At 29.3% G+C, this 24,393-nt stretch carries 32 protein-coding genes and 1 pseudogene; 7 read left to right on the forward strand and 26 right to left on the reverse strand.

The genetic code is table 11. The features are described from left to right. Positions 1–14: 14 nt before the first annotated feature. The 9 genes from CRN98_RS00425 to CRN98_RS17565 form a co-directional block, all read right to left on the reverse strand. On the reverse strand, positions 15–770 hold the full coding sequence (locus CRN98_RS00425; RefSeq protein WP_097025450.1) for an exodeoxyribonuclease III: 756 nt from the start codon (positions 768–770) through the stop codon (positions 15–17). A gap of 373 nt (positions 771–1,143) precedes the next feature. After that, positions 1,144–1,839, reverse strand: coding sequence for a pirin family protein (locus tag CRN98_RS00430; RefSeq protein WP_097025451.1), 696 nt, complete (start codon positions 1,837–1,839; stop codon positions 1,144–1,146). 141 nt (positions 1,840–1,980) lie between these two features. Then, positions 1,981–2,394, reverse strand: a complete 414-nt coding sequence (locus CRN98_RS00435) for a (2Fe-2S)-binding protein (RefSeq protein ID WP_097025452.1) — start codon at positions 2,392–2,394, stop codon at positions 1,981–1,983. An 80-nt stretch (positions 2,395–2,474) separates the two neighbouring features. Further along, positions 2,475–2,663, reverse strand: a complete 189-nt coding sequence (locus CRN98_RS00440) for a DUF1858 domain-containing protein (protein ID WP_097025453.1) — start codon at positions 2,661–2,663, stop codon at positions 2,475–2,477. 16 nt (positions 2,664–2,679) lie between these two features. Then, positions 2,680–3,264 (reverse strand): hypothetical protein, encoded by a 585-nt coding sequence (locus tag CRN98_RS00445; RefSeq protein WP_097025454.1) that lies wholly within the window; start codon positions 3,262–3,264, stop codon positions 2,680–2,682. Positions 3,265–3,474: 210 nt separating this feature from the next. Next, positions 3,475–3,906 (reverse strand): hypothetical protein, encoded by a 432-nt coding sequence (locus CRN98_RS00450; protein WP_097025455.1) that lies wholly within the window; start codon positions 3,904–3,906, stop codon positions 3,475–3,477. A 99-nt stretch (positions 3,907–4,005) separates the two neighbouring features. After that, on the reverse strand, positions 4,006–4,452 hold the full coding sequence (locus CRN98_RS00455; protein WP_097025456.1) for a MarR family winged helix-turn-helix transcriptional regulator: 447 nt from the start codon (positions 4,450–4,452) through the stop codon (positions 4,006–4,008). Positions 4,453–4,567: 115 nt separating this feature from the next. Next, positions 4,568–5,068 (reverse strand): YybS family protein, encoded by a 501-nt coding sequence (locus tag CRN98_RS00460; RefSeq protein WP_097025457.1) that lies wholly within the window; start codon positions 5,066–5,068, stop codon positions 4,568–4,570. A 191-nt stretch (positions 5,069–5,259) separates the two neighbouring features. After that, positions 5,260–5,403, reverse strand: coding sequence for a hypothetical protein (locus tag CRN98_RS17565; RefSeq protein WP_179631858.1), 144 nt, complete (start codon positions 5,401–5,403; stop codon positions 5,260–5,262). 241 nt (positions 5,404–5,644) lie between these two features. Between CRN98_RS17565 and CRN98_RS00465 the strand changes: the two genes are divergently transcribed. Then, entirely contained in the window at positions 5,645–6,562 is a 918-nt protein-coding gene (locus tag CRN98_RS00465) for a DMT family transporter (RefSeq protein ID WP_097025688.1), read from the forward strand. A 62-nt stretch (positions 6,563–6,624) separates the two neighbouring features. Here the strand turns inward: CRN98_RS00465 and CRN98_RS00470 are convergent, their stop codons facing one another. The 8 genes from CRN98_RS00470 to CRN98_RS17905 all read right to left on the reverse strand — a co-directional run bounded on the left by CRN98_RS00470 (position 6,625) and on the right by CRN98_RS17905 (position 12,522). Next, the gene (locus tag CRN98_RS00470; RefSeq protein ID WP_097025458.1) at positions 6,625–7,590 is read right to left on the reverse strand and encodes a carbohydrate kinase family protein; all 966 of its coding nucleotides are present in this window, start codon (positions 7,588–7,590) and stop codon (positions 6,625–6,627) included. Between the two features lie 482 nt (positions 7,591–8,072). Next, positions 8,073–8,783 carry a hypothetical protein gene (locus CRN98_RS00475; RefSeq protein WP_097025459.1) on the reverse strand — a complete coding sequence of 237 codons (711 nt, stop codon included), beginning with the start codon at positions 8,781–8,783 and terminating at the stop codon, positions 8,073–8,075. Between the two features lie 4 nt (positions 8,784–8,787). Then, positions 8,788–9,921, reverse strand: a complete 1,134-nt coding sequence (locus CRN98_RS00480) for a PD-(D/E)XK nuclease family protein (protein WP_097025460.1) — start codon at positions 9,919–9,921, stop codon at positions 8,788–8,790. 204 nt (positions 9,922–10,125) lie between these two features. Further along, complete coding sequence (locus CRN98_RS00485; RefSeq protein WP_097025461.1) at positions 10,126–10,308, reverse strand: hypothetical protein; 183 nt, start codon at positions 10,306–10,308, stop codon at positions 10,126–10,128. 97 nt (positions 10,309–10,405) lie between these two features. Beyond that, on the reverse strand, positions 10,406–10,669 hold the full coding sequence (locus CRN98_RS00490; protein WP_097025462.1) for a hypothetical protein: 264 nt from the start codon (positions 10,667–10,669) through the stop codon (positions 10,406–10,408). Positions 10,670–10,757: 88 nt separating this feature from the next. Beyond that, positions 10,758–11,753, reverse strand: a complete 996-nt coding sequence (locus CRN98_RS00495; RefSeq protein ID WP_097025463.1) for a helix-turn-helix transcriptional regulator — start codon at positions 11,751–11,753, stop codon at positions 10,758–10,760. 150 nt (positions 11,754–11,903) lie between these two features. Beyond that, a complete protein-coding gene (locus CRN98_RS17900) occupies positions 11,904–12,203 on the reverse strand; it encodes a recombinase zinc ribbon domain-containing protein (RefSeq protein ID WP_242960761.1) in 300 nt (99 codons plus the stop codon). Continuing rightward, the gene (locus CRN98_RS17905) at positions 12,178–12,522 is read right to left on the reverse strand and encodes a recombinase family protein (RefSeq protein WP_242960762.1); all 345 of its coding nucleotides are present in this window, start codon (positions 12,520–12,522) and stop codon (positions 12,178–12,180) included. The genes CRN98_RS17900 and CRN98_RS17905 overlap by 26 nt, the downstream gene beginning before the upstream one ends. Before the next feature lie 322 nt (positions 12,523–12,844). On the opposite strand from CRN98_RS17905, the gene CRN98_RS00505 reads away from it, so the two are divergent. Further along, entirely contained in the window at positions 12,845–13,552 is a 708-nt protein-coding gene (locus CRN98_RS00505) for a DUF2238 domain-containing protein (RefSeq protein ID WP_097025464.1), read from the forward strand. A gap of 101 nt (positions 13,553–13,653) precedes the next feature. On the opposite strand, the pseudogene CRN98_RS00510 reads toward CRN98_RS00505, so the two are convergent. The 6 genes and pseudogenes from CRN98_RS00510 to CRN98_RS00535 all read right to left on the reverse strand — a co-directional run. Continuing rightward, positions 13,654–13,758 (reverse strand): annotated as a pseudogene (locus tag CRN98_RS00510) (acetyltransferase); the annotation flags it as partial. 69 nt (positions 13,759–13,827) lie between these two features. Then, the gene (locus tag CRN98_RS00515; RefSeq protein WP_097025465.1) at positions 13,828–14,208 is read right to left on the reverse strand and encodes a hypothetical protein; all 381 of its coding nucleotides are present in this window, start codon (positions 14,206–14,208) and stop codon (positions 13,828–13,830) included. A gap of 70 nt (positions 14,209–14,278) precedes the next feature. After that, a complete protein-coding gene (locus tag CRN98_RS00520) occupies positions 14,279–14,608 on the reverse strand; it encodes a hypothetical protein (RefSeq protein WP_097025466.1) in 330 nt (109 codons plus the stop codon). A 275-nt stretch (positions 14,609–14,883) separates the two neighbouring features. Beyond that, complete coding sequence (locus CRN98_RS00525) at positions 14,884–15,615, reverse strand: AAA family ATPase (protein WP_097025467.1); 732 nt, start codon at positions 15,613–15,615, stop codon at positions 14,884–14,886. A 217-nt stretch (positions 15,616–15,832) separates the two neighbouring features. After that, positions 15,833–16,789: a DUF4367 domain-containing protein gene (locus CRN98_RS00530; RefSeq protein ID WP_097025468.1), complete on the reverse strand. Its 957-nt coding sequence runs from the start codon at positions 16,787–16,789 to the stop codon at positions 15,833–15,835. A gap of 2 nt (positions 16,790–16,791) precedes the next feature. Next, entirely contained in the window at positions 16,792–17,337 is a 546-nt protein-coding gene (locus tag CRN98_RS00535) for an ECF subfamily RNA polymerase sigma factor, BldN family (protein ID WP_097025469.1), read from the reverse strand. Between the two features lie 178 nt (positions 17,338–17,515). Here CRN98_RS00535 and CRN98_RS00540 point away from each other — a divergent pair, with 178 nt between their 5' ends. Then, positions 17,516–17,929 carry a hypothetical protein gene (locus CRN98_RS00540; protein ID WP_097025470.1) on the forward strand — a complete coding sequence of 138 codons (414 nt, stop codon included), beginning with the start codon at positions 17,516–17,518 and terminating at the stop codon, positions 17,927–17,929. Between the two features lie 111 nt (positions 17,930–18,040). Here CRN98_RS00540 and CRN98_RS00545 read toward each other — a convergent pair whose 3' ends face one another. Continuing rightward, the gene (locus CRN98_RS00545) at positions 18,041–19,660 is read right to left on the reverse strand and encodes a methyltransferase domain-containing protein (protein ID WP_097025471.1); all 1,620 of its coding nucleotides are present in this window, start codon (positions 19,658–19,660) and stop codon (positions 18,041–18,043) included. 207 nt (positions 19,661–19,867) lie between these two features. Beyond that, positions 19,868–20,377 (reverse strand): hypothetical protein, encoded by a 510-nt coding sequence (locus CRN98_RS00550; protein ID WP_179631859.1) that lies wholly within the window; start codon positions 20,375–20,377, stop codon positions 19,868–19,870. A 470-nt stretch (positions 20,378–20,847) separates the two neighbouring features. On the opposite strand from CRN98_RS00550, the gene CRN98_RS00555 reads away from it, so the two are divergent. The 4 genes from CRN98_RS00555 to CRN98_RS00570 all read left to right on the forward strand — a co-directional run bounded on the left by CRN98_RS00555 (position 20,848) and on the right by CRN98_RS00570 (position 23,587). Next, complete coding sequence (locus tag CRN98_RS00555; protein ID WP_097025472.1) at positions 20,848–21,501, forward strand: Crp/Fnr family transcriptional regulator; 654 nt, start codon at positions 20,848–20,850, stop codon at positions 21,499–21,501. A 113-nt stretch (positions 21,502–21,614) separates the two neighbouring features. Further along, positions 21,615–22,106: an OsmC family protein gene (locus tag CRN98_RS00560; RefSeq protein WP_097025473.1), complete on the forward strand. Its 492-nt coding sequence runs from the start codon at positions 21,615–21,617 to the stop codon at positions 22,104–22,106. Positions 22,107–22,128: 22 nt separating this feature from the next. After that, positions 22,129–22,374 carry a TIGR03905 family TSCPD domain-containing protein gene (locus CRN98_RS00565; protein WP_179631860.1) on the forward strand — a complete coding sequence of 82 codons (246 nt, stop codon included), beginning with the start codon at positions 22,129–22,131 and terminating at the stop codon, positions 22,372–22,374. A gap of 25 nt (positions 22,375–22,399) precedes the next feature. Further along, entirely contained in the window at positions 22,400–23,587 is a 1,188-nt protein-coding gene (locus tag CRN98_RS00570; RefSeq protein WP_097025474.1) for an L-lactate MFS transporter, read from the forward strand. Between the two features lie 200 nt (positions 23,588–23,787). Here CRN98_RS00570 and CRN98_RS00575 read toward each other — a convergent pair whose 3' ends face one another. Next, complete coding sequence (locus tag CRN98_RS00575; protein ID WP_097025475.1) at positions 23,788–24,393, reverse strand: methyltransferase family protein; 606 nt, start codon at positions 24,391–24,393, stop codon at positions 23,788–23,790.

Raw genomic sequence — 24,393 nt, forward strand, 5'->3', positions numbered from 1 at the left:
ACCTCATCAGTTTATTAAATCTCTATCTCACATTCAACTGGGCAATGATCCGAGCCCATTACATCACTATGTATGGATGCAGATACAAGTTTTTCATCTAGTCTATTAGAAGTGCAGAAATAATCAATACGCCAACCGGCATTCTTTTCTCTAGCTTTAAATCTATAAGACCACCAAGAATAAGCCCCTTCCTTATCTGGATAAAAATATCTAAATGTGTCTGTAAAACCCGCTTCTAAAAGTTTACTAAACTTTGATCTTTCCTCATCTGTAAAACCAGCATTATTACGATTTGTTTTTGGATTCTTCAAATCAATTTCTTTATGTGCAACATTCAGATCTCCACACACTATAACAGGTTTATTCTTGTCTAAACCTAATAAATGCTCTCTAAAATCCTCTTCCCATTTCATGCGATATTCTAGTCTTGCTAATTCACTTTGAGAATTTGGAGTGTATACTGTAACAATATAGAATTTATCATACTCAAGTGTAATTACACGCCCTTCCTTATCATGCTCTTCAATTCCTATTCCATAAGATACAGATAGCGGAGTATGCTTCGTAAAAATTGCCGTGCCAGAATATCCTTTCTTCTCAGCATAATTCCAATACTGCTCATATCCATCAAATGAAATATCAATCTGCCCTTCTTGTAATTTAGTTTCCTGAATACAAAAGAAATCCGCATCTACCTTCTTAAAAAAATCTTCAAATCCCTTCTGTACGCAAGCACGCAATCCATTCACATTCCATGATATAAATTTCATTTTTTATCCTCCGTTCACTTAATATCTATTTTACTACTATCATACAAGATTTTTATACAAATTCAAATGACTTCGCTGTTATTTTTATAAAAAGAACCTTTGTTCATTCCCCTAGTTTTGTATATACTATTCTTGCAAGCATTTCATAAGCTTCATCAAATAGATTATACCATTTAATACCACAATATCAAACCAAAGGTAAAATTAAAATATCAAATGTGATGTTGAAGCTCTGGTATGCCTATTATCCTATTAGAAACAACAAAAGGAGAGGATTTAAATGAATAACAAAATTATATTTTATAAAAAAGTTACCTCAAACTGATCTGTCTGAGGTAACATAAAACATACTTCAATATATAACTGATAGAAATTACTTTTTCATCTCTATAATTATAAAATGTGAAAGAGTTTCCGCCTTTATCTTTATACTTTCTTCAATAATTTCCATGGCATCTCTTTGATTTAAAGTAATTCCATTAATATTTGATTTTCCTTCTATTTGAACTAAATAAGCCTGTCTACCTTCTTTTACTAAATAGTCTATCTCATTATTTTCTTCTAATTCTAATGCAGATAAATTGACGTCTTGATTTACCTTAATAGTTGCCTTGCCCTGCTTACTTGATACCATATGCAGCCATGCATTCTGTCTATCATTCCAATTAAATCTATAATCTCCGTAGTTTGGTTTATAGCCGTTATTATCAGGTAATATCCATATCTGCAAAAATCTTAACTCATCTCTACCTAGGTTATGTTCACTATGATAAACCCCTGTTCCTGCACTCATGTATTGAACATGACCACGGGTTATAGTGTTTTTATTTCCCATGCTATCTCCATGAGTAAGCTCTCCATTAACTACATAGGATATAATCTCCATATCTCTATGTGGGTGAGTATCGAATCCAGTACCAGCTTCAACTAAATCATCATTTATTACTCTTAGAACTCCGAAGTTCATATTGTTCGTATTGTAATACTCCGCAAATGAAAAGTGGAATTTACTTCTTAACCACCCAAGATCACTGGAACCCATATTTTTACTTTCAATTTTTTTTAGCATTATTAAACCCACTCCCTCTATATTCTTTAAATGTTAGTGATTTCTCAATAACTTCTAAACCATAACCACCAAAAACATTAATTTATCTGACATAAATTAGTTTCCTCATTTATTGCTTTACTATGCAAGCACTACGAATTATTATTTTGCTAATAATTGAGCAACTAATGCTTTATTGCTTTCTACACATTTACCACAACCAGTACCTACTTTAGTAACGGCTTGCACCTCTTCAAAAGATTTAGCGCCATTTTTGATTGCATTATTTAAATCTTGTACAGTAACTTTAAAACATCCACATACCACTTGATTTTCATCAACTTTTTTTCTTAATAATAATTCATTTGCCAATACTTTATTGCTTTCAACGCACTTACCACAACCTGTTCCTACTTTAGTAACGGCTTGCACTTCTTCAAATGAGTTAGCACCATTTTTGATTGCATTATTTAAATCTTGTACAGTAACTTTAAAACATCCACATACTACTTTGCCATTCACTTCTTTATTTTCGCCTTTGCTTTTTATAAACTTTGAAATTATTGATTTAAACATTTTTTATCTCCTCTTTTCATTTTTTTTAATCATCAAATGATCTTTTTAAGGATTTATATATTAAATAAACTTCAATCTTTTTAAATATTATTTAGACTTTGAAGTAAATTCTCTACATTAACTCCATGAACTACAGCAGCTTCTTCTATACTCTCATTTTGAGATGCAGGACATCCAATGCATCCCATCCCAAGACCTATTAATATTTCTATTGCTTTAGGTCCCATATTCACTATATCCTTTATTAATGTTTCTCCATTAACTTTCACAATATACACTCCTTTATTAAATATAATCCTTGCTCATATCAAACCAATTCTCCCAAGGTCCAAATAATTTTTCATGAGGTTCAATACATCCCCTCCTGTAAGGAAAACTATCCTTTTTATAAAGGCCTCTTTCCTTTAGCCCTTCTAATATTCTATTCATTCTCATATCTCTTTCTTCAATGGATTGACTATATATTAGTATAACCCTGTCACTGTCTATTTCCCCCTCTAGATATCGATCTGGTTTCGCATCTTCCGGTATTGTATGACTAATTCCAGTACCTAATCTCTCCCCTTTTTCCTCATAAATCAAAGATTTATTTTTCATCATCTTTCCGCTTAAATTATGATCTTCATCTGCCTCTTCTAATAAGAATAATAGGGTTTCATCCAAGTTCGTTAAGTTATCTTCCCAAATTTCAAACTTCCAACAATTTATACATTCCTTGTTTGGTGTTTTTTGTATTTTAAGTTTATAATAACATTGGGAGCATTTATTACCCCAATCTTCTCCATAGCCAAAATAAGTCCAATAATCATCTTCTGAAAAAGGTACGCGCTTTATAATTTCATTAAACCTATCTAGTTGCTTTTTTTCCATTATTATCTCCTTCAAACAATTTAACTAATAACCTATAGTTCTCTTGACATCTCATCCAAATCTTTTCTATGTATAAATGAAATTTTATTAGATAAGGTATATCCTATAGGTAGTAATGCAATAGGGATTCCCCCTTTCTTACAATCAAGGATTTCCTATTACCACATAATTTTTCAAATTCATTAATCATAATATTCTCCTAATAATAAACTATCCTATACGCATATATTCTTGCTTTATTAACTCTGCAAGCTCTGCTCTTTGCTTAGATACATTCATTAAATAAAGTATTATATTTCCTGGATATGCTATTTTATCTTTTAATTGCGTGTATTCTAAAGTTCTTCTTGTTAAGGCTATAACACAATTTTCATTATGATTTTCATTACACTCCTTGCATAACCTACATATATTAGCAATTCCCTTAGCAATCACTTTTTCATCATAATATTTAAAATCATCTTTTGGAATTAAATTTTCTCCATCATCTATAGAATAAGTTTGATTATCTTTGATATTTTTAATAACATAATCTGCGAATCCAATATTACACTTTCTAAAATTACATCTTTCAGATGATTTGTGGCTACATTCATTACAAATTTCTTCAACATTATTTTCCAAGCTTTTTAAATAATCCATCTTAATATCCCTCTTTATCTCTTATAGAATTAATCAAAACATAACTAATTAGTTTATTACTAATTAGTATTAAGTAGTTAAAAGCTAAGGTGTATACATTTATACACCTGATAATTTCTTTAATAAACTTATTAAATTTTTCTTTTCCTCTGATGTTAAGACTCTAAAGATTTCGTTTATATTTTGTAAATGTTTAGGGAAAATTTCACTTATAAGGTTTCTTCCTTCTTCAGTAATACTTATCAAATTAACTCGTCTATCCTTTGGGTCAATGCATCTTTTAACCAGATTTTCTTTAACTAAATTATCTATAACAACAGTCATGTTCCCACCGGTAGAAAGAATTTTATCTATTATTTCACAGACTCTTAAATCTCCTTTATGATATAATATCTCAAGTACCGCAAACTGAGTAACTGTTAAACCTCCTTCTTTAATGGTTTTGTATTCTCTTTTGTGAACATTTTGAGCACATCTACTTAATGCTATTAATGCTTTTAAATTTAAATCTTCCAATTCTCCATAAGTATTTTTTTCTTTATTCATATTTATAATATATTACTAATTAGTAATATCGTCAAGCTTTTTTTTATTATATTGTTAAGTATTTCAAATCAAATAATCAATTTTACAAAATCATATGTTTATTCTTTATCACCACCTAATAAATCTTTAATCTCTTAAGAAAATTAAAAATGAACCTCAAAAAATAATAAAATAAAATATTATAAATCATTGAAAATAAAAATATTATTGCTATCTGAATCATCATTGCACCTGGAATCTTAGTTCCAAAAACAGGGATTCCTATACCGTAATTCATTATGCTTAACGTAATTGTTAGCATAAGAGAACTTAAAAGCCAAATGATATATTTCTTTTTTGTGTAATAGCTGCATATTCCAAGTGAAATCCCAACAATTCCGTTAGTACATAAGAAAAACAGTCCTTCATGTATACTTAAAAACATAGTAAGCATAGCGGCTACAAAGTATGATAAAACACCTGCTCTAGGTTTTATCCTTGAAACAATATAAATAGGCAGTGCACTAAATATAGTCAAAAATACAAATGCTTCAGAAAACATAGTAGGCATTAATTGGAATAAAGCAGCTATGACTGCGAATAGCCCTCCAATTGCAATAGTCTTGGTATTTATCATTACATCCCTCCAATAATTTAATTGTTAATATACAGATAATGCAATATATATTATATGGCTTTAAATTATTTTATGTTACAAACTTCATTTGTATTTCTTAGTTTACAACCAATCAATAACGCGATTCAAAAATATAATATTATATAAATAAAACCCTATGCTCGGCATAGGGTTTTTGAACAATCTGAAGCCTATTTAGACTCCTTCTTATTCGCTATATTGTTTTTTATTTTGTTTTTAATCTCAGGGTTTTTATAAATCTCAGCTCCTACTTCTATCATATTATTTCCTAGAGCAGCCATTCTAAGCTGAGCTGCAGTTAGTTTTTTACTCATAAATATACACTATCCTTTCAAAATTAAGGTATCACTCTTAAATATAGTATGTATCAGAGGCTTATATTTTATGTTTTTTAAGAATAACTAAATCAGTATAATAAGCAAAATAACCATTATCTTTGTTATCTTCCATATCCAGCCAGAGTGTGATAGCATATAATATAGATAAATACTACATAAAAGGAGACGTACTGATATGTCTAGTACAGTATTAGAAGTAATAAAAGGAAGAATTGAAATGACTAACAAAAGACTACGTGCAAATATACTCTTGCTACTTACTGCTGCTATATGGGGATTTGCCTTCGCTGCACAAAGAGTAGGTTCTCAATATGTAGGAGCCTTTACCTTTAATGGGGTAAGATTTGCTCTTGGAAGCATTTCTCTCATACCCCTGATTGTATATTTCGATAAGAAAAAGAAAAGTGACAGTAATAATGATAGCGATAACGAAGTAAGTGCTAAGAAAATAATTGTACCTGGAGTGTTGATTGGTACGATTCTTTATATAGGTTCAACTCTTCAACAAATTGGTCTTTCCTATACAACCGCTGGAAAGGCAAGTTTTATTACAGGTCTTTATATGGTGGCGGTTCCGATAATTGGAATGTTTTTAGGGCATAAAATTGAAAAGAATTCATGGCTTGGAGTATGCCTTGCAGTTATTGGGCTCTATCTTTTAAGTGTAAATGAAGATTTCAGTATAAGTTATGGCGATTTACTTGAAGTTATAGGCTCTATATTTTGGGCAGTTCACATTTTGGCAATAGATTACTTTTCTAATAAGGTAGATTCTTTAAAGTTGTCATGTATTCAATGTGCAACATGCTCATTTTTAAGTCTTATATCAGCCTTAATATTTGAACAGATTACTATGAGTGGCATATCAAATGCCTTAATTCCAATCCTTTATGGAGGTCTTTTATCAGTTGGAGTAGCATATACTCTTCAAGTAGTAGCTCAAAAGAATGCTAAACCATCTCATGCAGCCATCATACTAAGCATGGAATCAGTATTTGGTGCTATAGGCGGTGCACTTATACTTGGAGAAATTATGAGTATAAGAGGATATATAGGTTGCATTCTTATACTTGGAGGAATATTGGTATCACAAATTAAACTCTCTCCAAAGCAACCATGTTCGGCGCAATCATAAACACTAAATAACAAAAATAGTTAAGAGATAATTGTTGTAAAAGACATTTATCACTTACTATTTTAATCATACTGTTTTATAAAATTTTCCACAGATTCCAAAGAAGGAATAGCACTTATAGCACCTTTATTCATAGTAGTTAACGCTGCAACTGCATTTGAAAATTTAAGAATATCATTCATATTTTTGTATGCTATGTTATTTATATCTATATCATTACTTGAAATTTGATATAAAAAAGCTCCAATAAACGAATCCCCTGCGCCAGTAGTATCTACTGCTTTAACCTTAAATCCCTCGGCATTTATTTCATAATCACCAAAGTAAGCTGAAGCTCCATCACTTCCCCTTGTAATAAGCAGAACTTTAATATCAAATGACAATAACCATTGAATTGCTTTTTCTTCATCATTAATTCCTGTAATAAATTCTAGCTCATCCTCACTTACTTTTAGTATATCAGCATATTTTATAAATTCACGGATTATACTTTTATATTCCTCATGATCCTGCCATAAAGGAAGTCTTATATTGGGATCAAAAGATATAATTCCTTTAGCTTTTTTAACCGCTTCAATAGCAGCTATATGAGCTTTTCTAACTGGTGCATCTATAAGACTTACAGAACAAAAGTGAAGAATATCTCCTGTTCTAAACCAGTCCCTGCATATTTCACTTTCTTCTAAAAGCATATCGGCACTCGGGTTTCTATAAAAAGAAAAGTCTCTTTCACCCTCGCCCTTTAAGGAGACAAACGCAAGAGCAGTATTAGCTTTATTAGTTCTAAATATATACTCCGTTCCTACTCCCGCATTTTTTAAAGTTTCAACGAGAAAATCTCCAAAAGCATCTTGTCCTAATTTTCCTATAAAATAGCTTCTACCGCCTAATATTGATACTGCAGCGGCTACATTGGCTGGAGCACCACCTGGGGCCTTTTGAAAAGAATTAACCTTTTTTAATTCAACACCACTTTGTTCAGAAATAAAATCAATCAGTGCTTCACCAATTGTAAATATCTTTCCCATTATTGAACCTCCTATTTAATCTTCTTTAGTTTATATGAAAAATACTAGTCTTTTTCTATAATTTAAGTAAATTTAATTAAAGAAAATCCCCTCAAACTAATGTAGCTAAAGCAATATTTTCTCTTTCGCCCAGTAGCCTTCTGTTTTATTTCTTTGCCACATTGCAGACAAAGTACATATAAGAATTCTTCCTGTAATAACATCTTACAGTGCATTGCTAACTCTTCACCAAAACCATCTAATCCATGTCTCCTGCAATATCCTTTTACAGAATCACGTTATAAGCCAATTTCATTTGCTATTTGCTTATAACCTATTCCTTGCTGGCGCATCTGCTTAATTTTTTCTTTTTGTTCATCTGTCATTTTTACATCTCTTCTTGGGAAATAATAATCTAGTAATTCCTCTAAAATTACTATTTGTCAAGGAGTTGTTTATAAATTCGTATTATCCACTACATTAACAATATCCTAATATACTAACTATTCTCTTAGTTCCTCTGTATAATTAATGGCTATTACTGAGTCACTATTCAAATTATTAAGGTTACTTTTATCAATTTTTTCTACTATATAATAGTATGAATTTACCCCTTTAAATTGTCTTATACTTGAATCTTTTGTATTAATAAAAACCGCTTTTGAATTTTCATTAGAATCAATATTTTTATAATTCCATACTATAATATTAAATTTATCTTTTTGATGTATATCTATATGCTCAATAATTATATTGAATTCGTACCCGATAATCATATTTAAATCATAAGGAAAAATATGATAACTATTAAAAGAGTAATATATGCTGAGAATTACACTTAATGCTTGTTCTTTTTCTTTAACAACAATATTACATGTTCTAATCCCATCAACATAAGAATCTTTTAAACATATTATGATACCTTTAAAATTCTCAAGTTTAATAAATTCTTCTTTTGAACTTGCAAAGTATATTTCATAACTTTCTTTTGAAATATTATTAATTTTATCTCCAATAATTGATTGGATTTTTTCTTCATCAAAGTATTTCAAATCAAACGAAAAATCCAATTCATTGCTAATGTTTTCAGCTTTTATTTCATTACTACTGTATAATTTAATATTGGAAAAATTCTCTTTACTTATTTTTCTATTAATAAAATTATCATCAGAATATAAATGTATTTCTGTTATTGATGGTTCAAAAGTAGCCATTTAGTCACCTCTGTTTTACTAGCTGCAAAAATCTGTTTGTAACAGCTGCCAGATTATTTTCAAGCCACACTAAAGTGTCTATACTGTCTAATCTAAAACAACCTATCTCACTTTCATAAGCTCCTCTGTTAGATGTATAAATTGTTATGTCTTTATTTAATTCTCTAACAGATTTTTCAAAGCATTCACGATATATGTCCAGCCTTTTCATTTTATCTTGAAACAAAATCTCTTTATCATTTATTCCTTCTTTTTTCATAAATTCTGCAGTATCGTATTTAGGATATTGTCTTAGCGACAGATAATACCCCTCTTTATTTCTACCAACTCTATAAAAAGCTTCATCATTTCCTTTTAGATATCTATCGTCAATATCATATAATGTCCATGGGTTTCCATTTGGGTTATTCCCTTTTCTTATATTATTCTCAGCGTTTGTTTCAATATTTGATGTTAGCTTTTTCATCAATTCCCATTGTGCAAAATCTATATTTAAAGTTTCTATCAATATACTTATATTTCCGCATTGAACTGCTCTGTCATATACAAAACTAATATGATTTTCATATTTTTGCTTGGTAACTAAATGTGCATAATAATCGCAAAATAGAAGCGGCATTTCGTAGTCTTCAAATATCTTCATAATATTTAAGATTTTCAGCTTATCATAAACAATATAATGATGTTTTTCCATTTCGGAGTATGATTCAAAAATATATCCAGTTTTGTAATAAATACATATAGGTTCAGGGAAATCAGTGTACTCCTCAATTATTATTTCTCTATACCTATCAAGCTGATTATCATGTTCTGATGTATCAGTCTTATCTTCAATTATGATTGGTAAAATTGATCCATTTCTTAACTTTGCCAAAACAAGAACATCAATATTTTTATATTGCTTTATTAATTCCACTTTCTCTATATCCAATGGATCTATTTGATTTTTATAAACAGATTCCTTCACAAAGCTTTCCAGAAGCAGATATGCAAACTCACACATTTGATGTCCACGTATATTTCTCCATTCTAATGCCCAACATAAAAAAGCATCTTGAGACAATTCTTTTGTTGCATAATTAAACAAATTGGGTAGGTCTAAATCATTAAGCCTTTCTTTTGGCGAATAAGTTTTCATAATTAAATCATCCTCTCACAACTATGTTATTTTATATATTAAATAACTTAATTCCCACATCAATAATTTATCAATTTGATTACTAACATTTCCATCATTGAATTATTACTACTTACTTATACCATTTTTGTCATAACACAACTGTTATAGTTATAGTAAATAATAAAAGAAAGTAGGTATATATTCAAATGTTTAATCTGTAAATTATTTACTTTTTTTATCATCCATTAATGCAAGATCAATACTATAAAGAATATTTGCATACTCTTCTTTAATTTTTGTTACTTCTTCCTTAGTTTCAGGAAATTTATTTACCACTTCCATATTGAGTTCTTTTAGATTATTAATAATAGATACTTCATTTGTATATATCTTTATAGGCTTCATGTATTCACCTTCTCCACTTTAATGTTATTACCAGTTATGTCACTATCAAATTAGGTTAGATATGAAAGGCACTAGTTCCATCTAAAAATTCACCATTTCATTTTTCATCAATACAGCATCCAATTATAATCAGTATAATTGGTGTAATTAACAGTACCCCAGTAACAAATAAATTACCACCTGTGGCTGTAGGCGTAAATAAGTATACTAATATCTTATATGCAGCAAATAATCCTAGAAAAACTCCTATTAAATTTGCTACAGTACCGTTAATTTTCATTACATTATGCAATATACCATATACGATTTTTATTATCATTATTGTCCAACCTATTGCAGAAAATATTGCTATTATGGCCATTATATTACCTCCCGCTCTAATCTTTAAATAACCAATCAATAACCATATAATACAACAATAGGTGTCCCATCCATCGTACAGTAATTACTTAATATAAGTTAATAATTCCTTCTGCTTTATTTTTAATCATATCTCTTAAACTCTTAGGTGCTATTACTTCCGCAGCATCACCAAAAATGAGCAACCATGAAACAAGACCATCACTAATAACTGCTTCCGTATGAACAATAAAACTTTCTTCATCTTCTTTTAATAATGAAACATCTATACCAAATCTATCTATAACAGCATCAATTAAATAATTTTCAAAACTGACTTCAATTTTCTGCAACTCCCCTGAAAACATATTATAAATTTTCTTTGAGTAATCTGCGGTATTGAAGTAATTTTTATATTCTACCAACTCTGTAAAACTTCTTCTTGGTTTATCTAATACATTAACAGAACATATTCTATCAACTCTATAATGAGAGATATTATCATATTTGTGGTAATTGCCGACTAAATAATAGTTATCATCAAACCAAGTTAAAGTATAAGGATTAACAAAATGTTCCATACCCCCATTACGAAATTCCTTATTTTTGTTTAAATCGTATTTATAATATTTAAATGAAACCATTTTATTTTCTGCTATTGCATTATGAATTTTATCTATACTGTAAAAAATTTCTTCATTGTCATATTTAATCCTATCATTCATAAAAACCTGCGTTTCCAACTTTTTCGAATTATTTTTACTTGTTAAGCCCTCTATTTTCTTGATTAATTCCTTTGATTTTTTAGGCGTTATAAATTTGGCTGATTGAACAGCATCTATTAGTAACCTTAACTCTGGAACTTCAAATTCACGACTACCAATAAAATACCCATAATTTTTTCCCTTGACTCTACAAATATCAATACCAAAATTCTCAAGCAAATTCAAATCGTTATATATAGATTTTCTTTCTGCATTTATACCATATCTACTAAGTTCATTAATTATTTCATTAATACTTAAAGGCTTTTCTTCATCAGACTGTTCATATAAGATTTTTGATAAGCAAAGCAACTTTATTTTACTTTTATCCGAACCTGCCATAATATCCCCTCAATCCACTAAACGCTTCCAAATATAATGATAACTTTCTACAACAATTTCATAATTCCTTTTATTTGTTAGTCTTTAAACTTAATTTTGTAAAGTAACAAAATAAATATGTTAATTATAGTGGCAAATTTTTTTAAATTCCTAGTAAATAAAGTAATCCTTATTTTCAATAATTGCATTGAAGATATTTATAAAAGTCTGATATAAAACCTTATCATCAATGTGTCTATTTTGGCAGCCTTTTTCACCTTTTACTACATACCTTTTATTGCATATCCAAACACTTCTCCTGTGTATTTCATTTGTGGAGTTCCAAACTTTCCTTCCAAATGGACTGCCACAACTTCCACATATAACTCTCCTTGCGAAATGATTATCTAATGTAGCATAGTTTAATTTATATACACCATAAATTTCAACAAATACTTTCCTTCTTTCCATTCCAACCCTTAACCCCTTCACCTTCAAATTCTCTTGCAATTCTATTTGAATCTTTTCCATCAAGATAATCCTTATAAATTCTTCTTACTATCTTAGCTTGTTTTTCATCTATTATTAAGTTTCCTTCTTCACCTTTATCATAACCTAAAAACTTTTTAGGGTTTACTACTACCTTTCTTTGTTCAAATTTTCTTCTAATTCCCCAAGTGGAGTTTTCGCTGATACTCCTTGACTCGTCTTGTGCCAAGGAACTTAATATGGTAAGTAAAACTTCTCCTTTTGAATCTAACCTATTTATATTTTCTTTTTCAATAAACATATAAAAACCCTGATTTTTCAGAACCTTTTTTCTATACTTTTACGCAATTTCTAAATAATTACGCAAATATCCTTAGCTCTGCGTAAAAGTAGACCCCCTAAACAAAAATCCCCCCAAACTCTTTAGTCTAAGGGAACATAAAACATACTTCAATTTTGATATCAGCGTATTTCCTCTCTATCAACACAACTGTCTCCACGTGCCTTGAGTGTATAAAAGTGATATAATTTATTATGAAGGATTATTTATTGTAATAAAATATAAAAATAAAGTGTCCGGATATCGGCAAAGCTAAACATCAATGAAAAGAGGAGGTAAAAGAATGAAAAAAATACTTAGCAAGAGGAATTTTATAAAATTTGTTTTTGTAACAATGATATTATCCTCTGTTTTTGTAACAATCAGAATGATTATGGCGCCCACAGTTGCACCGTTTTATAATCCCGATGTAAGGGTAAAGAGCGATTACTTTTTGATGCTTTTGCAGTGTATACTAGGCACATTTGCAATGTTGCTTCCGGGCTTTACAGAAAAACGTTTAAAAGTAAGCATACCAACAAATATGATATTTGTTTATTCTGCATTTCTTTACTGTGCAATTTATTTGGGAGAGGTAAAGAACTTTTACTACAGAATTCCCAACTGGGATATGATTTTACACACATTCAGTGGTGCTATGATAGGTGCATTAGGATTTACCGTAATAAGTTTTCTGAACAAAACCGAAAAAGTCCCGATTTATCTTACACCTGTATTTGTCGCATTTTTCTCGTTTTGCTTTGCTGTAACTGTTGGTGTCGTTTGGGAGTTTTATGAATATGCTGCAGACGGATTATTGGGAACCAATATGCAGAAATTCAGGGCAGAGAACGGAACCTTGTTCGTAGGGCACTATGCGCTTTCAGATACAATGGCCGATTTGTTGGTAGACTGTATTGGTGCGTTTGCAATGTCTGTAATAGGTTATATCTCTATTAAGTACGATAAAAACTGGCATGAAAAATTAATGTTCAACCGCAAGATTAAATAGGCTAGATAAATATTTTATGTAAACTTATCAACTCCTTCTATGGTAGAATACTAAAATCATAGAAGGAGTTACTATGCCTTTGGCAACATTTTGAGGACACCGCCAAAGATATTGAAAGGATAAGTTGTAATTCCATCCATTCTGTGGTTTGCTCCATTCATGATAAACTTAACACCCTATGCAATTGCACAGAACTTGCCTATAATGAAATTGACTCATGTAATTACTTTTTTCCGTCTGAGAAAGCGACCCTGATTGGGACGCCTTCCTAGCTTTCATCTATTAATAAACTTTTTTCCTATATAATATACATCAGTATTGTTTTTCTTCACAATTATTATTTTTTGGAATAACCCAAATAATATTGGTCGCATATTAATACTTTTTTCAGATTTCATTTCTACAACTTTAACATTCCTTGGCTTAACATCCTCTGGGATTTGTTTATAACAATAATATTTGCCTAAATCTATTATATAAATATTAGACTTACCTATACCTAAAATGTAATAATTGTCTTTAGAATCAAGAGTACCATCTACAAGAAAAAACCATATAACCTCAAATAAAACTCTAACTTTGTTAATTGCACCTGTTGCACATATTTCAAACAATAATTCATCATTTTCTTTTAAATACTTCTCACATATATTCATGACATCTTATCCCTTAATTTTTATTTATAATTATTTCATGTCATCATACCACTTTGGCTTTCTCTACTACCTATTTTTCAATAACATATCTATTAACACCATCGATATCTTTAAATGTATACATATTATCCGTTATAACATAACTATTTCCATCCAAATCATAAATTTCTTCAGAAACCTCATCATCAAATTCAACATCTATATCCCTTAGCTCGCTTAACTCTTCTTGAAAATCGTCAAATTCAATATCATTAACTCTTATCATAGATAACTCATCTTCTAAGCTAATTTCGCCACTCTTCACTAAAGCTTTATACTCTGCAATAACGTCATCATCTTCATATTGTTTAATTACAGTATAATTTTCTATAAGTTCTCTAACTGTTACATCAAAATACATCTATTTTCACTCCTGATCTTTTAAATATTCGTCATAACTAATAAGTCCTTTGTTTATGGATGAGTATATCCTTACTCTATCAAAACCGCCCTTAATTTATTAGGTTTTCTTTGTTTTTATCATATTAAATACTTAGCGTTATTATTTGACTTAAAATAACCTATGACTAATTTTAGTATAACATAAAAATTAAGGAGTTAAATTTAAATTATTGCAAATTATGCTCATATTTCTAAGTTGTATTATATTCAACAAACTCATTTTAACAAATCCTTCTAGTCGGTCATAAGTATATCCAAAATTTTTTTAGGATTTCCAATAAAAGATTTCATAATTTTATAATGCTCTGTATCTTGATAATTCACTACTTTAAAGTCATCATTTAATTCATAAAGTATTGAATCTGGATAAGCCATTACTATTGGAGAATGAGTAGCAATTATAAACTGAGAATCATTTTGTACTAAATCATGAATCCTTGAAATCAAAGACATTTGTCTATATGGTGATAAGGCTGCTTCTGGCTCGTCTAAGATATATAACCCATTTCCTTTAAATCTGTTCATAACAACAGACAAAAAGGATTCTCCGTGAGATTGTGAGTGCAGCGAAATTCCTCCATAGGAACCTATTGCATCTATTTCGTCAATATTTGTAGCTACATTATAGAAACTTTCCGCTCTTAAGAAAAAACCATCCTCCGGTTTTCTTACTCCTTTAACTAGTTTTAAATTTTCCCATAACTCTGAATGAGTATTATTTGTTGAAAAGTTAAAGTTCTTACTCCCACCTTCTGGATTAAAACCATATGCTATTGCAATTGCTTCAAGTATGGTTGATTTACCAGTACCATTTTCACCTACAATATATGTTACTTTAGGATGAAACTCCAAAGTTGATAAATTTTTTACCGCTGATAAGCAATATGGATATGTAGAGAAAGAATCTACTTTTTCTCTACATAATTCAATTTTTCTCAAATACTGATTAAAGTTTGTACCATTCATTATTTACACCTCTAGCACCATTCAAATTTTACTTACAGTTTTTATACAAGTTGTTAATTGTTATAACTACAACTCTATATTGTAAATTATACCATAACAGAATATAAACACAGTTCAATATAGTCATGTTAGATAAATAATTAAAACATAAAATAGGAGCCACTTTTATAGTTGCTCCTATTTTTATTAAATAAGATGTATTGAGATTTTGTAAATTTTATTTAATAGACTCAGCAATTTTTATTAATTCATCTTTTGTAAATTCTCCCCTACCTGACAAACTATAAAGCACACCATTTGCTTCCCAATCAATATATCTATCATCACTTATTACAGCATCTACACCATTAACTTTTACTTTTTCAATTTTACCATCTGTTCCAGTTTCATATTTAGTTTCTTCATCAGCAAATCTTTGCTGCATATAAATGAATTTTCCTGTTTCTTCATTAGTGAAGAATAAATCAATATATTTTTTACTTATATCCCCTTTTTCACCTTTATAAAATTCTGCCCTGTCAAACTTATAATCTTTTGGCAAATACGAAGGTAGTTTAACATTAAAACAAGTATATTTATTTAAACTACTAGCATCTTTAACTACGTATAACTTATTTTCATCCATTTTTTTTGCTTCAGCTACTGTTATTATTTTTCCGTCTACACAACTTTCAATTTCTTCTCCTGCAGCTGTATATATTTTCCCAGTATCTCTTGTAACTACTGTAAGAGGTTTTTTATTCTTATCAAAAATCTTACCTTTTAGGTTATCTGGAACTTTAACCTCTTTTTCTTCAGAAGGCTCTGTTTGTATAGCTGTTATATGTCCAAGGGATATTTTATTTATTACTCTTTCTGCTAAATCTTTGGCAAATGATGTTTGACTAAAAACTCCACATACTATCACAAATGATGCTGCTACAATCCCAGCTTTTTTAAATTTATTAGATTTTTTCATAACATTATCCCCTTTACCTTCATTTATGTTTCTTACAGTTCTATTAAAAACTGATTGTTTGTTACTGTTTTCACTGAAATTTTTATTGGCTAAGGTTTTACCAATTTCTAAAAGTTCGTTGTATTCCTCATTATTTGATTCATTAACATTCTCTATACCATTAAAATAAGCATCTATATCTATAGAAAATCTATCTTCAATACTTCTCTTATTCATGACTATACCTCTCTTTCCATTTCAGTTTTAAGCTTTTTCATTACTCTATAAAGTATTACCCCTACATTACTTTCTGTAATATCTATAATTTCTGCAATTTCCTTATTTTTTAGGTTTCCACCAAACTTAAGTGCTACGATATTTCTTTCTCTACTACTTAAAATATTTAAAGCCTTTAAAAGTTCATCATTAGTTTCTGCTTTTACTACTATATCCTCTGGATTCTTTTCTATGGATATAAGTTTATTAATTTTATCAATAGAGAAAAATTTACACTTTTTTATACTTCTGAAATAATCATTTATTACATTTCTTGCTATAGCAAATAACCATACTTCAAAAGGTGATTTATCTTCAGAATATGTTTCTATTTTAAGCATTACTTTTTCAAAAACTTGGCTTGTCAGGTCCTCTGCTTCCGCATTACAATTAACTCTGTAATATATATAATTGTAAATTCTTTTATAGTAGGTTTCAAAAATATAAGTAAAGTCTTTTTCTTTAACTTCTTTTTTGTGTAAAGAATTAATTAAAGCAATTTGCTCCATATTTTCAAAGACCTCCTTTCTTTTACTTTTTTACTTAGCTAAGTATTCATATGTTAATACGGATATTCTTTTGTTTCATTACATAAATTTTCAAGTTTTTTGGATTATATAAATTTCCAAGTCCGAAACTTAACTTATACTCCTTATAGAAACTCTATATTTTAACTATGCTGTGAAGATGCCTGTAGCAGAAATAGCAAAAGTTGTAGCTTTAGGTGCTATAAATGCACTTATATTTTCACTATTAGCAGTTTTGATTATGGGTAAATTTAAAAGAGAAGTCCATTTTTATTATATTAATACTAGTGCAAAAGTATCAATTGCTAAGTTATTAACTAATATGGTAATTTTATCATTTGTTTATGTTATAATTCACCTTATTTTTGGATATTTCGTTGCATGGCAATTTGCTGATTTGAGATATTTTTATACTGGAAGTACAAATATTGTTAATGTATTTCAGCATCTTTCAAATCAATTTAAACAGGATCCTATATTGATTTTATTTCAATTATTTAGAGGGTTTTTATGGTCTGGTTTAGCTATTACAATAGTAAATGCATTAAACAATAATAGTGAGGAGTATATATGAAGGTATTATAAACTCTGTGATTAAAAAAAAGAGTGAGATTTTTCCCACTCTTAATAAAAATACTTTATTATTGTATTATTGAACTTCAACTGATTTCATGAGTTCATCTACTTACCTCACTTTTATTACAAAAACATAAGGGATTAATCCACCAGTTTCAATCTTTATGGTATCAATAATTTTAAGCTGCTTATTACCTATTAAATTTTGCTTAAGTAAATTTTTTTCTACTGTATAAAGGAATGCCATTCCCCCTGGCCTTACAAGGCTAGGAATTCTATTTACAAATTCGCTATATAATTTCTTATTAAAGCCACTAGCTCCTGCCTTACTTTCAAAAGGCATATTTGATATCATCTCATCAAACAGGTCTCTTGATGAAAATTCTAATATATCTTCAGCTATTAATTCTATTTTAACATTAGCTAGTTCAGAATTTATTGCTGCATATGTAATACCTGTGTTAAATATATCAACTCCTGTTAAGGTTTGAAAATCTTTTAATTTGGCCCTTTCAATTAGCATAGTCCCCACACCACAAAATGGGTCTATAACTTTAGCATTAGGTTTTAGCCATCTTGCTATAGATTTCATTACAATAGCGGCGGTTACAGGGTTTATGGATGTAGGCAAGTCTTTCTCCCTATAATCAAATCTATTATCCTTTAAGGTATATAGCTTTATAAATACGCTGCATAAATTGTTTTTCTCAACTATTCGAATTTCAACTTCATAGGATGATGGGCTATTTTTTAAATTTCCACCTGAAATTTCATCTAATTCTCTAGATAAGTTTTTTACAAACTCTGATCTTTCCCTGTTATGATCCATGGTTTTAAATTCAACTCTGTACCAAAATGGATTATTTCTATCACCTGCATGACACTGATTTAAAAAATTCACAATATCTGCATTTATAATTTCAGTGGCTATTGACTTATAATCAAGTTCCAAATCAGTACAGGATTCTAAAGGAAAAAGAGTTTCATAAAAGGTTCTACATCTATAAATTTTTTTAAAATCCTTCTCATTAATATATATACCTTCAGTCACAAGCTGACCTTTAATTAATTTTTCATTAAGATCCATCAAAGTAGTTTGAAAATGATCATTCATAGTTGTAAGTATCATAGGTACAGGATTTTTAAAACCTATAAATTCATGCTTAACTCGGGGAGACAATTTAGCTATAGCCCTTGTAAGTGCACGTTTTTCTTCATTAATATGCTTTTCATCCTTTATGTTCCCGCTTTTATCCTCGGAAGCTTTTTCTTTTATTGTTAAATCTTCAAGTATTTTCGTAAGCCTTTCTGCATCCAAAACTCCGCCGCAATTTCCTATTGCAAGTATATATGAGGATTTTACAAAGAGTTGTTCCTCAGAAGCGTAGGAACTATATAAAGGCTCTAAATATTCCGAATCACCTATTTCACCAATAATACTACATACATTCTTTCTAACCTTCGGATCTGAATGCTTTAAAAAATCACCAAGTTTTTGTTTAGAATTGCCCATAGCTCTTTTGAATATGCCTCTAGGTTTTTCTTTTTTTATCATATCCCTTATAACAGAAAGTATTGCTCTTGGATTCTCCTGATTTAAAGCTTCTCTCCATAATAGTGGCATTGTATTATTATAATCCTTTGAAAGTTTATCTATTATTTCAGCTCTCTGTTTATCATCAGAAGTTTTTAGATCTTCTATTAAATTTGTATAATTTATATCTTTCATTTCATTCACCTCTTATGCTTTAATTTAACAGCTTTCATTATACCCTATATTTCGAAATACTTGCAACGTTACCTTTAACTGCCTAACAATATAGATATAATTTTATTTACTAAACAAAGTTTCATAAATAAAATCATATCAGGGCTTTTTAGAAAGCGATATAAAATTAAAAGCAAATAATCATGTAATTGGAATACAAATATAATTCTATTCTTGTGTTATATCTAGTTTACATTCTTCTAAATATTTGCTTTCTATAAGCTTATATCTAGCCCCTGCATATAAAAAGCTTACTGCTGCTAATAGAAGTGAAAGCCCAAGAGTTATATAAAAGGTGCCCATATATAGCGAAGGTATAATATGTGATCGTCTTAATGTAATACCACCTGTAATCATAAAGGCCATAATTCCAAAACCCTTTAAATCAAAGAACGAAAAGATACATGGCCTTTCAATCTCTAAATTTACTATTCTTTTTGTATGCTTTTTATACATCTTATAAAAAACATATTTAAAAAAGAAATAGCATCCAAATATTCCTATAGAAAGGTTAATCCAATACGATGATGTATTACTAATAATATCGCTAACTCCTATTTTCAATATCCTAGAGGAAGCAAAACCCCAAACTGCTGCTGCTAAAAAGAAAAGTACTCTTTTAGGTACTCCTAGCTTTATCTTCTTTAGTATTTTCTTTAATGTATCCTTTATATTCATATTTATCTTCTCCTCTTAAATTACTTATATTTAAACTTATCAATAACATGCCCTAAAGCTATCCTTGGATTATGAACTAATAGTCTAGTACCTAAATATCTCATATGAAGTCTGATTTTTTCTGACTGTCTACTCTATTAGATTTTACTGACATAAAGTTCCCCCATGAATTATAATACGCAATATTTTGAACAACGTTTATGTAACTATAAAAAAATATAACCTCATTAGTTTTATTAATTTAATACAATATGAACTATGTTCATATTGTATTAAATTATATGATTTTTGTCAATATAATAAAATTTACTTCATCAAAGATATTGTCTAGTATTCTGAACCATATAATCCCATCTTCTTATAGTGAGGATTTAATACAATTCTAGTGTGCATCCTTTAACGGAACGTCCTCTTAGTTTTGTATATAGAAAAATAATCTGATATTATTAAGATAGCAAGGAGTGATTTAAATGTCTTTTAAAAATAAATTCAATTCTAAAAAAATTATCAATTTGTTTCCTGAAAATTGTTTTAATCAATGGATGAAAAATGGATTAGAATTCACTTTTAAAAAGGGCGAATTGATTTCTACGCCTGAAAAATTATCTAAATATGTTTTTATTATTAAGGAAGGAAATGCATGTGAGTATCATCTCCATATAGATGGAAAAGAGTGTGTTATAGGTTTATTATCAAATGGAGATGTCATAGGACTAACAAATGTTTTTATACAAAATGAAAGTAGAATATTTTCAAAGGCTTTGACAGATGTTACAGTAGTCGCAGTTTTCAAGCAAGAAATAAGAGTACTTATTGAGCAAACTCCATCAATATCAATGTCGCTGCTCAGTCACTTTTCTGAAAAGCATGAAAATATGGTTGAAATTTTAGAGCAAATTGGTTATGGAAGAGTTGAAGAAAGACTTATTTTTTTATTTAAAAAACTCATTGATTTTAATAGAGAAGATAATGGCTGGTATCCAATTCCTGTTTCAATTACTCATAAAGATATCGCTGGTATGATTGCTTCAACTCGTGAAACAGTGACTTTAACTATTAATAAGCTTTTACAGGATGGTGTGATTAAACATCATGAAAATAACCTTTGGATTCGTTTAAAATAAAAAAGTGATAAAGAATTTTAAAAATGTAATCTACATTACATACCGTAATAACATCTATTGCTAAAATTAAAATGTAATTAATAATAAATATTAAATATTAGGAGGATGTTATTATGAACAATATAGCATTAGATGCTGTACAGCAAGTTGCAAATGCAATAAAGGAAAAACCAGAGTTAGCCATTAAAAAATGGACTGCTCATATCAATTGGAAAGATGGTACTGAAAACAATGTGTTTATAAGAGATTTTGCACCTATAATAATTGATGAACCAGCTCAATTAGGAGGAACAGATAAAGGTCCTAATCCTGTAGAATATTTAATAGCAGGAGTAGTTAGTTGTTTTACAATTACTTTTCAAGTTTTTGCTAGTCAACAAGGAATTAAATTAGAAAAGGTAGATGCGTGTATTGAAGCAGATTTAAACGTTGCTGTATTTTTAGGATTAGAAAAAGGAGAACGTGGAATTCAAAATCCAGTTATAAAATTAAATGCAGTTACTTCTGCACCAATAGACAAAGTAAAGGAAATAGCAGATCTTGCTTTATCGGTATCGCCGGTTTTAAGTAGCCTTAATACAAAAGTTAAATTAGTTGTAGAATAATTATTATAAAGGAATGATATTTATGATTGAGTATAAAACAGAAGGTGTATGTTCAAAGAAAATTCAATTTAGAATTGAAAATGGTATACTAAAGGATGTATCTTTTATAGCTGGCTGCAGCGGAAATCTTAATGGTATAAGCAAACTAGTTGAAGGTATGAGAGTAGAAGATGTTATATATAAGCTTGATGGAATTAAGTGTGGAGCAAGGAGTACTTCTTGTCCGTCACAATTAGTCAAAGCATTAAAAGAAGAATTAAAAAAGTAATCCTGTGTTTTGGAAGGTATATATCATGAAGAGTTATAAAGTAAAACAATGGTTAGTAGTATTAGGATCTATATTACTCGAGATTTGTCTAGGTTCTATATACTCCTGGAGTTTATTCAACCAGCCACTAATCGATAAATTTGGCTGGGAAAAGTCTTCTGTTGTTTTAACATTTTCTATTACAATATTAATGTTTGCATTTTCAACGATTTTTGCTGGAAAGTTACAAGGTAAAATTGGACCAAAAAAAGTTGCAACTTTGGGAGGAATCTTATTAGGAGTAGGACTAATTTCATCAGGAAGAGCCTCATCATTAGTTGAACTGTATATTTGTTATGGAATAATTGGCGGTATCGGTGTTGGTACAACCTATGTGGCACCTCTAACAACATGTGTAAAATGGTTCCCAGAAAAGAGAGGCTTTATAACTGGTGTAGCAGTAGGTTCCTTCGGACTAGGAAGTTTAATATTTAAGCCTATTACTTTAAATTTTATTTTATCAAGAGGAATATCTCAAACTTTCTTATATCTTGGCTTAATAAATATGATACTAATAGTTTTGGGAGCTCAATTATTAGTTACACCTCCAGAGGAATCTAAAACAGTGGAATCTATAAAAAGTAATAATAATGATTTTACTGTCAGACAAATGACTAACACAAGACAGTTCTATATGCTATGGGTTATTTACTTTTTAGGATGTATAAGTGGTTTACTAGTGATAGGATTAGCCAATGACATAGGAATTGAACTTGTAAACTTAACTCCTGAAACTGCAGCTAACACTGTGATTATGATAGCATTATTTAATGCAGGTGGTAGACTTACATGGGGAATTGTTTCAGATAAGATTGGAAGAATTAAATCTTTTTTAATTATTTACATTAGTACAGCCATTGCTATGATTATAATGAGTTTAGTTACTATGAATTTTATTATATTCTTTACATGTATTGCCATGGTAGCCTTTAGCTTTGGTGGTGTTGTAACAGTAGTTCCCGCAATTACTGCTGACTATTATGGTGTTAGAAATTTAGGTTCTAACTATGGAATTGTATTTCAAGCTTTTGGTGTTGCAGCTATCGCAGGACCTATTATATCAGCTTTTTTCGGACTTGAAAAATCATTTTTTATTGCAGCTGTATTCTCTTTAATTTCAGCAATTGTCGTTTTATTTATAAAGCCCCCAAAGCCAAAATCAGTTTTAAATTAATAAATATTTAACTGCAGGTAACAATTTATTAGTTTTTAAAATAAGTTGTTACCTGCCTTTAGTTTCAATACCTATCCTAGACCTATCTTAGGATAAAACCTTTCCTACTATTTTGACACATAAAAAAGGCTAGCCATCTATATACTGCTAGCCTATAAATTCTAAATATTATTTCTATAATAAAATTACAATATGGCCTCTCAAAATAACAAATATCTCGGTGTCTTATTTGCATATTCATTATATTTCTTTTGGAATACTTCTTTCATATGATTTTCTTCTTGAAGTATTTGCAAATGGAGACTAATAATAACTAAGATAGACAAGACCATTGTTATAAGATTTCCATGAATAATTGCTATCCCAATAAACATCAAATCCATTCCAACAAAGGCTGGATTTCTACTATATCTGTAAATACCTGAGGTTACAAGTGTCGTTTTTGTGGACTTGTCTATACCTGCTCTCCATGAAGTTTTCATAACCATCATGGCCAGTATAAAAAGTGAAATACCAATTAAAGTAATTGTTAGTCCAAAAAAACTTATTCCAAAGCTTTCGTATATTTTGATAAACCACTTTTCTGCAAATGCTGGAAACAAAGCATCAACTGTCCAAATCCCAATTTCTATAAAAGTTATTACTTTCAAACATTTTTCAACAACAAGAGTTTCTTTGAGTTTTATTCCTTTTCCAAAAACATTAGCTTTAATATTGTTTTTATAAGCTAATATTATTAACTTACTTATATATGAAATTCCAAATATACATAGTAATGCAAATGAACCAATATTAATTAAATTCAT

Source organism: Clostridium peptidivorans (genome assembly GCF_900205925.1).
Lineage (GTDB): Bacteria > Bacillota > Clostridia > Clostridiales > Clostridiaceae > Clostridium_AK > Clostridium_AK peptidivorans.

What these genes read in the sequence shown, in the direction of transcription:
- CRN98_RS00425 (WP_097025450.1), bottom strand. Translation starts at nt 770, where the DNA reads ATGAAATTTATATCATGGAATGTGAATGGATTGCGTGCTTGCGTACAG.
- CRN98_RS00430 (WP_097025451.1), bottom strand. Translation starts at nt 1,839, where the DNA reads ATGCTAAAAAAAATTGAAAGTAAAAATATGGGTTCCAGTGATCTTGGG.
- CRN98_RS00435 (WP_097025452.1), bottom strand. Translation starts at nt 2,394, where the DNA reads ATGTTTAAATCAATAATTTCAAAGTTTATAAAAAGCAAAGGCGAAAAT.
- CRN98_RS00445 (WP_097025454.1), bottom strand. Translation starts at nt 3,264, where the DNA reads ATGGAAAAAAAGCAACTAGATAGGTTTAATGAAATTATAAAGCGCGTA.
- CRN98_RS00450 (WP_097025455.1), bottom strand. Translation starts at nt 3,906, where the DNA reads ATGGATTATTTAAAAAGCTTGGAAAATAATGTTGAAGAAATTTGTAAT.
- CRN98_RS00455 (WP_097025456.1), bottom strand. Translation starts at nt 4,452, where the DNA reads ATGAATAAAGAAAAAAATACTTATGGAGAATTGGAAGATTTAAATTTA.
- CRN98_RS00460 (WP_097025457.1), bottom strand. Translation starts at nt 5,068, where the DNA reads ATGATAAATACCAAGACTATTGCAATTGGAGGGCTATTCGCAGTCATA.
- CRN98_RS17565 (WP_179631858.1), bottom strand. Translation starts at nt 5,403, where the DNA reads ATGAGTAAAAAACTAACTGCAGCTCAGCTTAGAATGGCTGCTCTAGGA.
- CRN98_RS00465 (WP_097025688.1), top strand. Translation starts at nt 5,645, where the DNA reads ATGACTAACAAAAGACTACGTGCAAATATACTCTTGCTACTTACTGCT.
- CRN98_RS00470 (WP_097025458.1), bottom strand. Translation starts at nt 7,590, where the DNA reads ATGGGAAAGATATTTACAATTGGTGAAGCACTGATTGATTTTATTTCT.
- CRN98_RS00475 (WP_097025459.1), bottom strand. Translation starts at nt 8,783, where the DNA reads ATGGCTACTTTTGAACCATCAATAACAGAAATACATTTATATTCTGAT.
- CRN98_RS00480 (WP_097025460.1), bottom strand. Translation starts at nt 9,921, where the DNA reads ATGAAAACTTATTCGCCAAAAGAAAGGCTTAATGATTTAGACCTACCC.
- CRN98_RS00485 (WP_097025461.1), bottom strand. Translation starts at nt 10,308, where the DNA reads ATGAAGCCTATAAAGATATATACAAATGAAGTATCTATTATTAATAAT.
- CRN98_RS00490 (WP_097025462.1), bottom strand. Translation starts at nt 10,669, where the DNA reads ATGGCCATAATAGCAATATTTTCTGCAATAGGTTGGACAATAATGATA.
- CRN98_RS00495 (WP_097025463.1), bottom strand. Translation starts at nt 11,753, where the DNA reads ATGGCAGGTTCGGATAAAAGTAAAATAAAGTTGCTTTGCTTATCAAAA.
- CRN98_RS17900 (WP_242960761.1), bottom strand. Translation starts at nt 12,203, where the DNA reads ATGGAAAGAAGGAAAGTATTTGTTGAAATTTATGGTGTATATAAATTA.
- CRN98_RS17905 (WP_242960762.1), bottom strand. Translation starts at nt 12,522, where the DNA reads ATGTTTATTGAAAAAGAAAATATAAATAGGTTAGATTCAAAAGGAGAA.
- CRN98_RS00505 (WP_097025464.1), top strand. Translation starts at nt 12,845, where the DNA reads ATGAAAAAAATACTTAGCAAGAGGAATTTTATAAAATTTGTTTTTGTA.
- CRN98_RS00515 (WP_097025465.1), bottom strand. Translation starts at nt 14,208, where the DNA reads ATGAATATATGTGAGAAGTATTTAAAAGAAAATGATGAATTATTGTTT.
- CRN98_RS00520 (WP_097025466.1), bottom strand. Translation starts at nt 14,608, where the DNA reads ATGTATTTTGATGTAACAGTTAGAGAACTTATAGAAAATTATACTGTA.
- CRN98_RS00525 (WP_097025467.1), bottom strand. Translation starts at nt 15,615, where the DNA reads ATGAATGGTACAAACTTTAATCAGTATTTGAGAAAAATTGAATTATGT.
- CRN98_RS00530 (WP_097025468.1), bottom strand. Translation starts at nt 16,789, where the DNA reads ATGAATAAGAGAAGTATTGAAGATAGATTTTCTATAGATATAGATGCT.
- CRN98_RS00535 (WP_097025469.1), bottom strand. Translation starts at nt 17,337, where the DNA reads ATGGAGCAAATTGCTTTAATTAATTCTTTACACAAAAAAGAAGTTAAA.
- CRN98_RS00540 (WP_097025470.1), top strand. Translation starts at nt 17,516, where the DNA reads ATGCCTGTAGCAGAAATAGCAAAAGTTGTAGCTTTAGGTGCTATAAAT.
- CRN98_RS00545 (WP_097025471.1), bottom strand. Translation starts at nt 19,660, where the DNA reads ATGAAAGATATAAATTATACAAATTTAATAGAAGATCTAAAAACTTCT.
- CRN98_RS00550 (WP_179631859.1), bottom strand. Translation starts at nt 20,377, where the DNA reads ATGAATATAAAGGATACATTAAAGAAAATACTAAAGAAGATAAAGCTA.
- CRN98_RS00555 (WP_097025472.1), top strand. Translation starts at nt 20,848, where the DNA reads ATGTCTTTTAAAAATAAATTCAATTCTAAAAAAATTATCAATTTGTTT.
- CRN98_RS00560 (WP_097025473.1), top strand. Translation starts at nt 21,615, where the DNA reads ATGAACAATATAGCATTAGATGCTGTACAGCAAGTTGCAAATGCAATA.
- CRN98_RS00565 (WP_179631860.1), top strand. Translation starts at nt 22,129, where the DNA reads ATGATTGAGTATAAAACAGAAGGTGTATGTTCAAAGAAAATTCAATTT.
- CRN98_RS00570 (WP_097025474.1), top strand. Translation starts at nt 22,400, where the DNA reads ATGAAGAGTTATAAAGTAAAACAATGGTTAGTAGTATTAGGATCTATA.
- CRN98_RS00575 (WP_097025475.1), bottom strand. Translation starts at nt 24,393, where the DNA reads ATGAATTTAATTAATATTGGTTCATTTGCATTACTATGTATATTTGGA.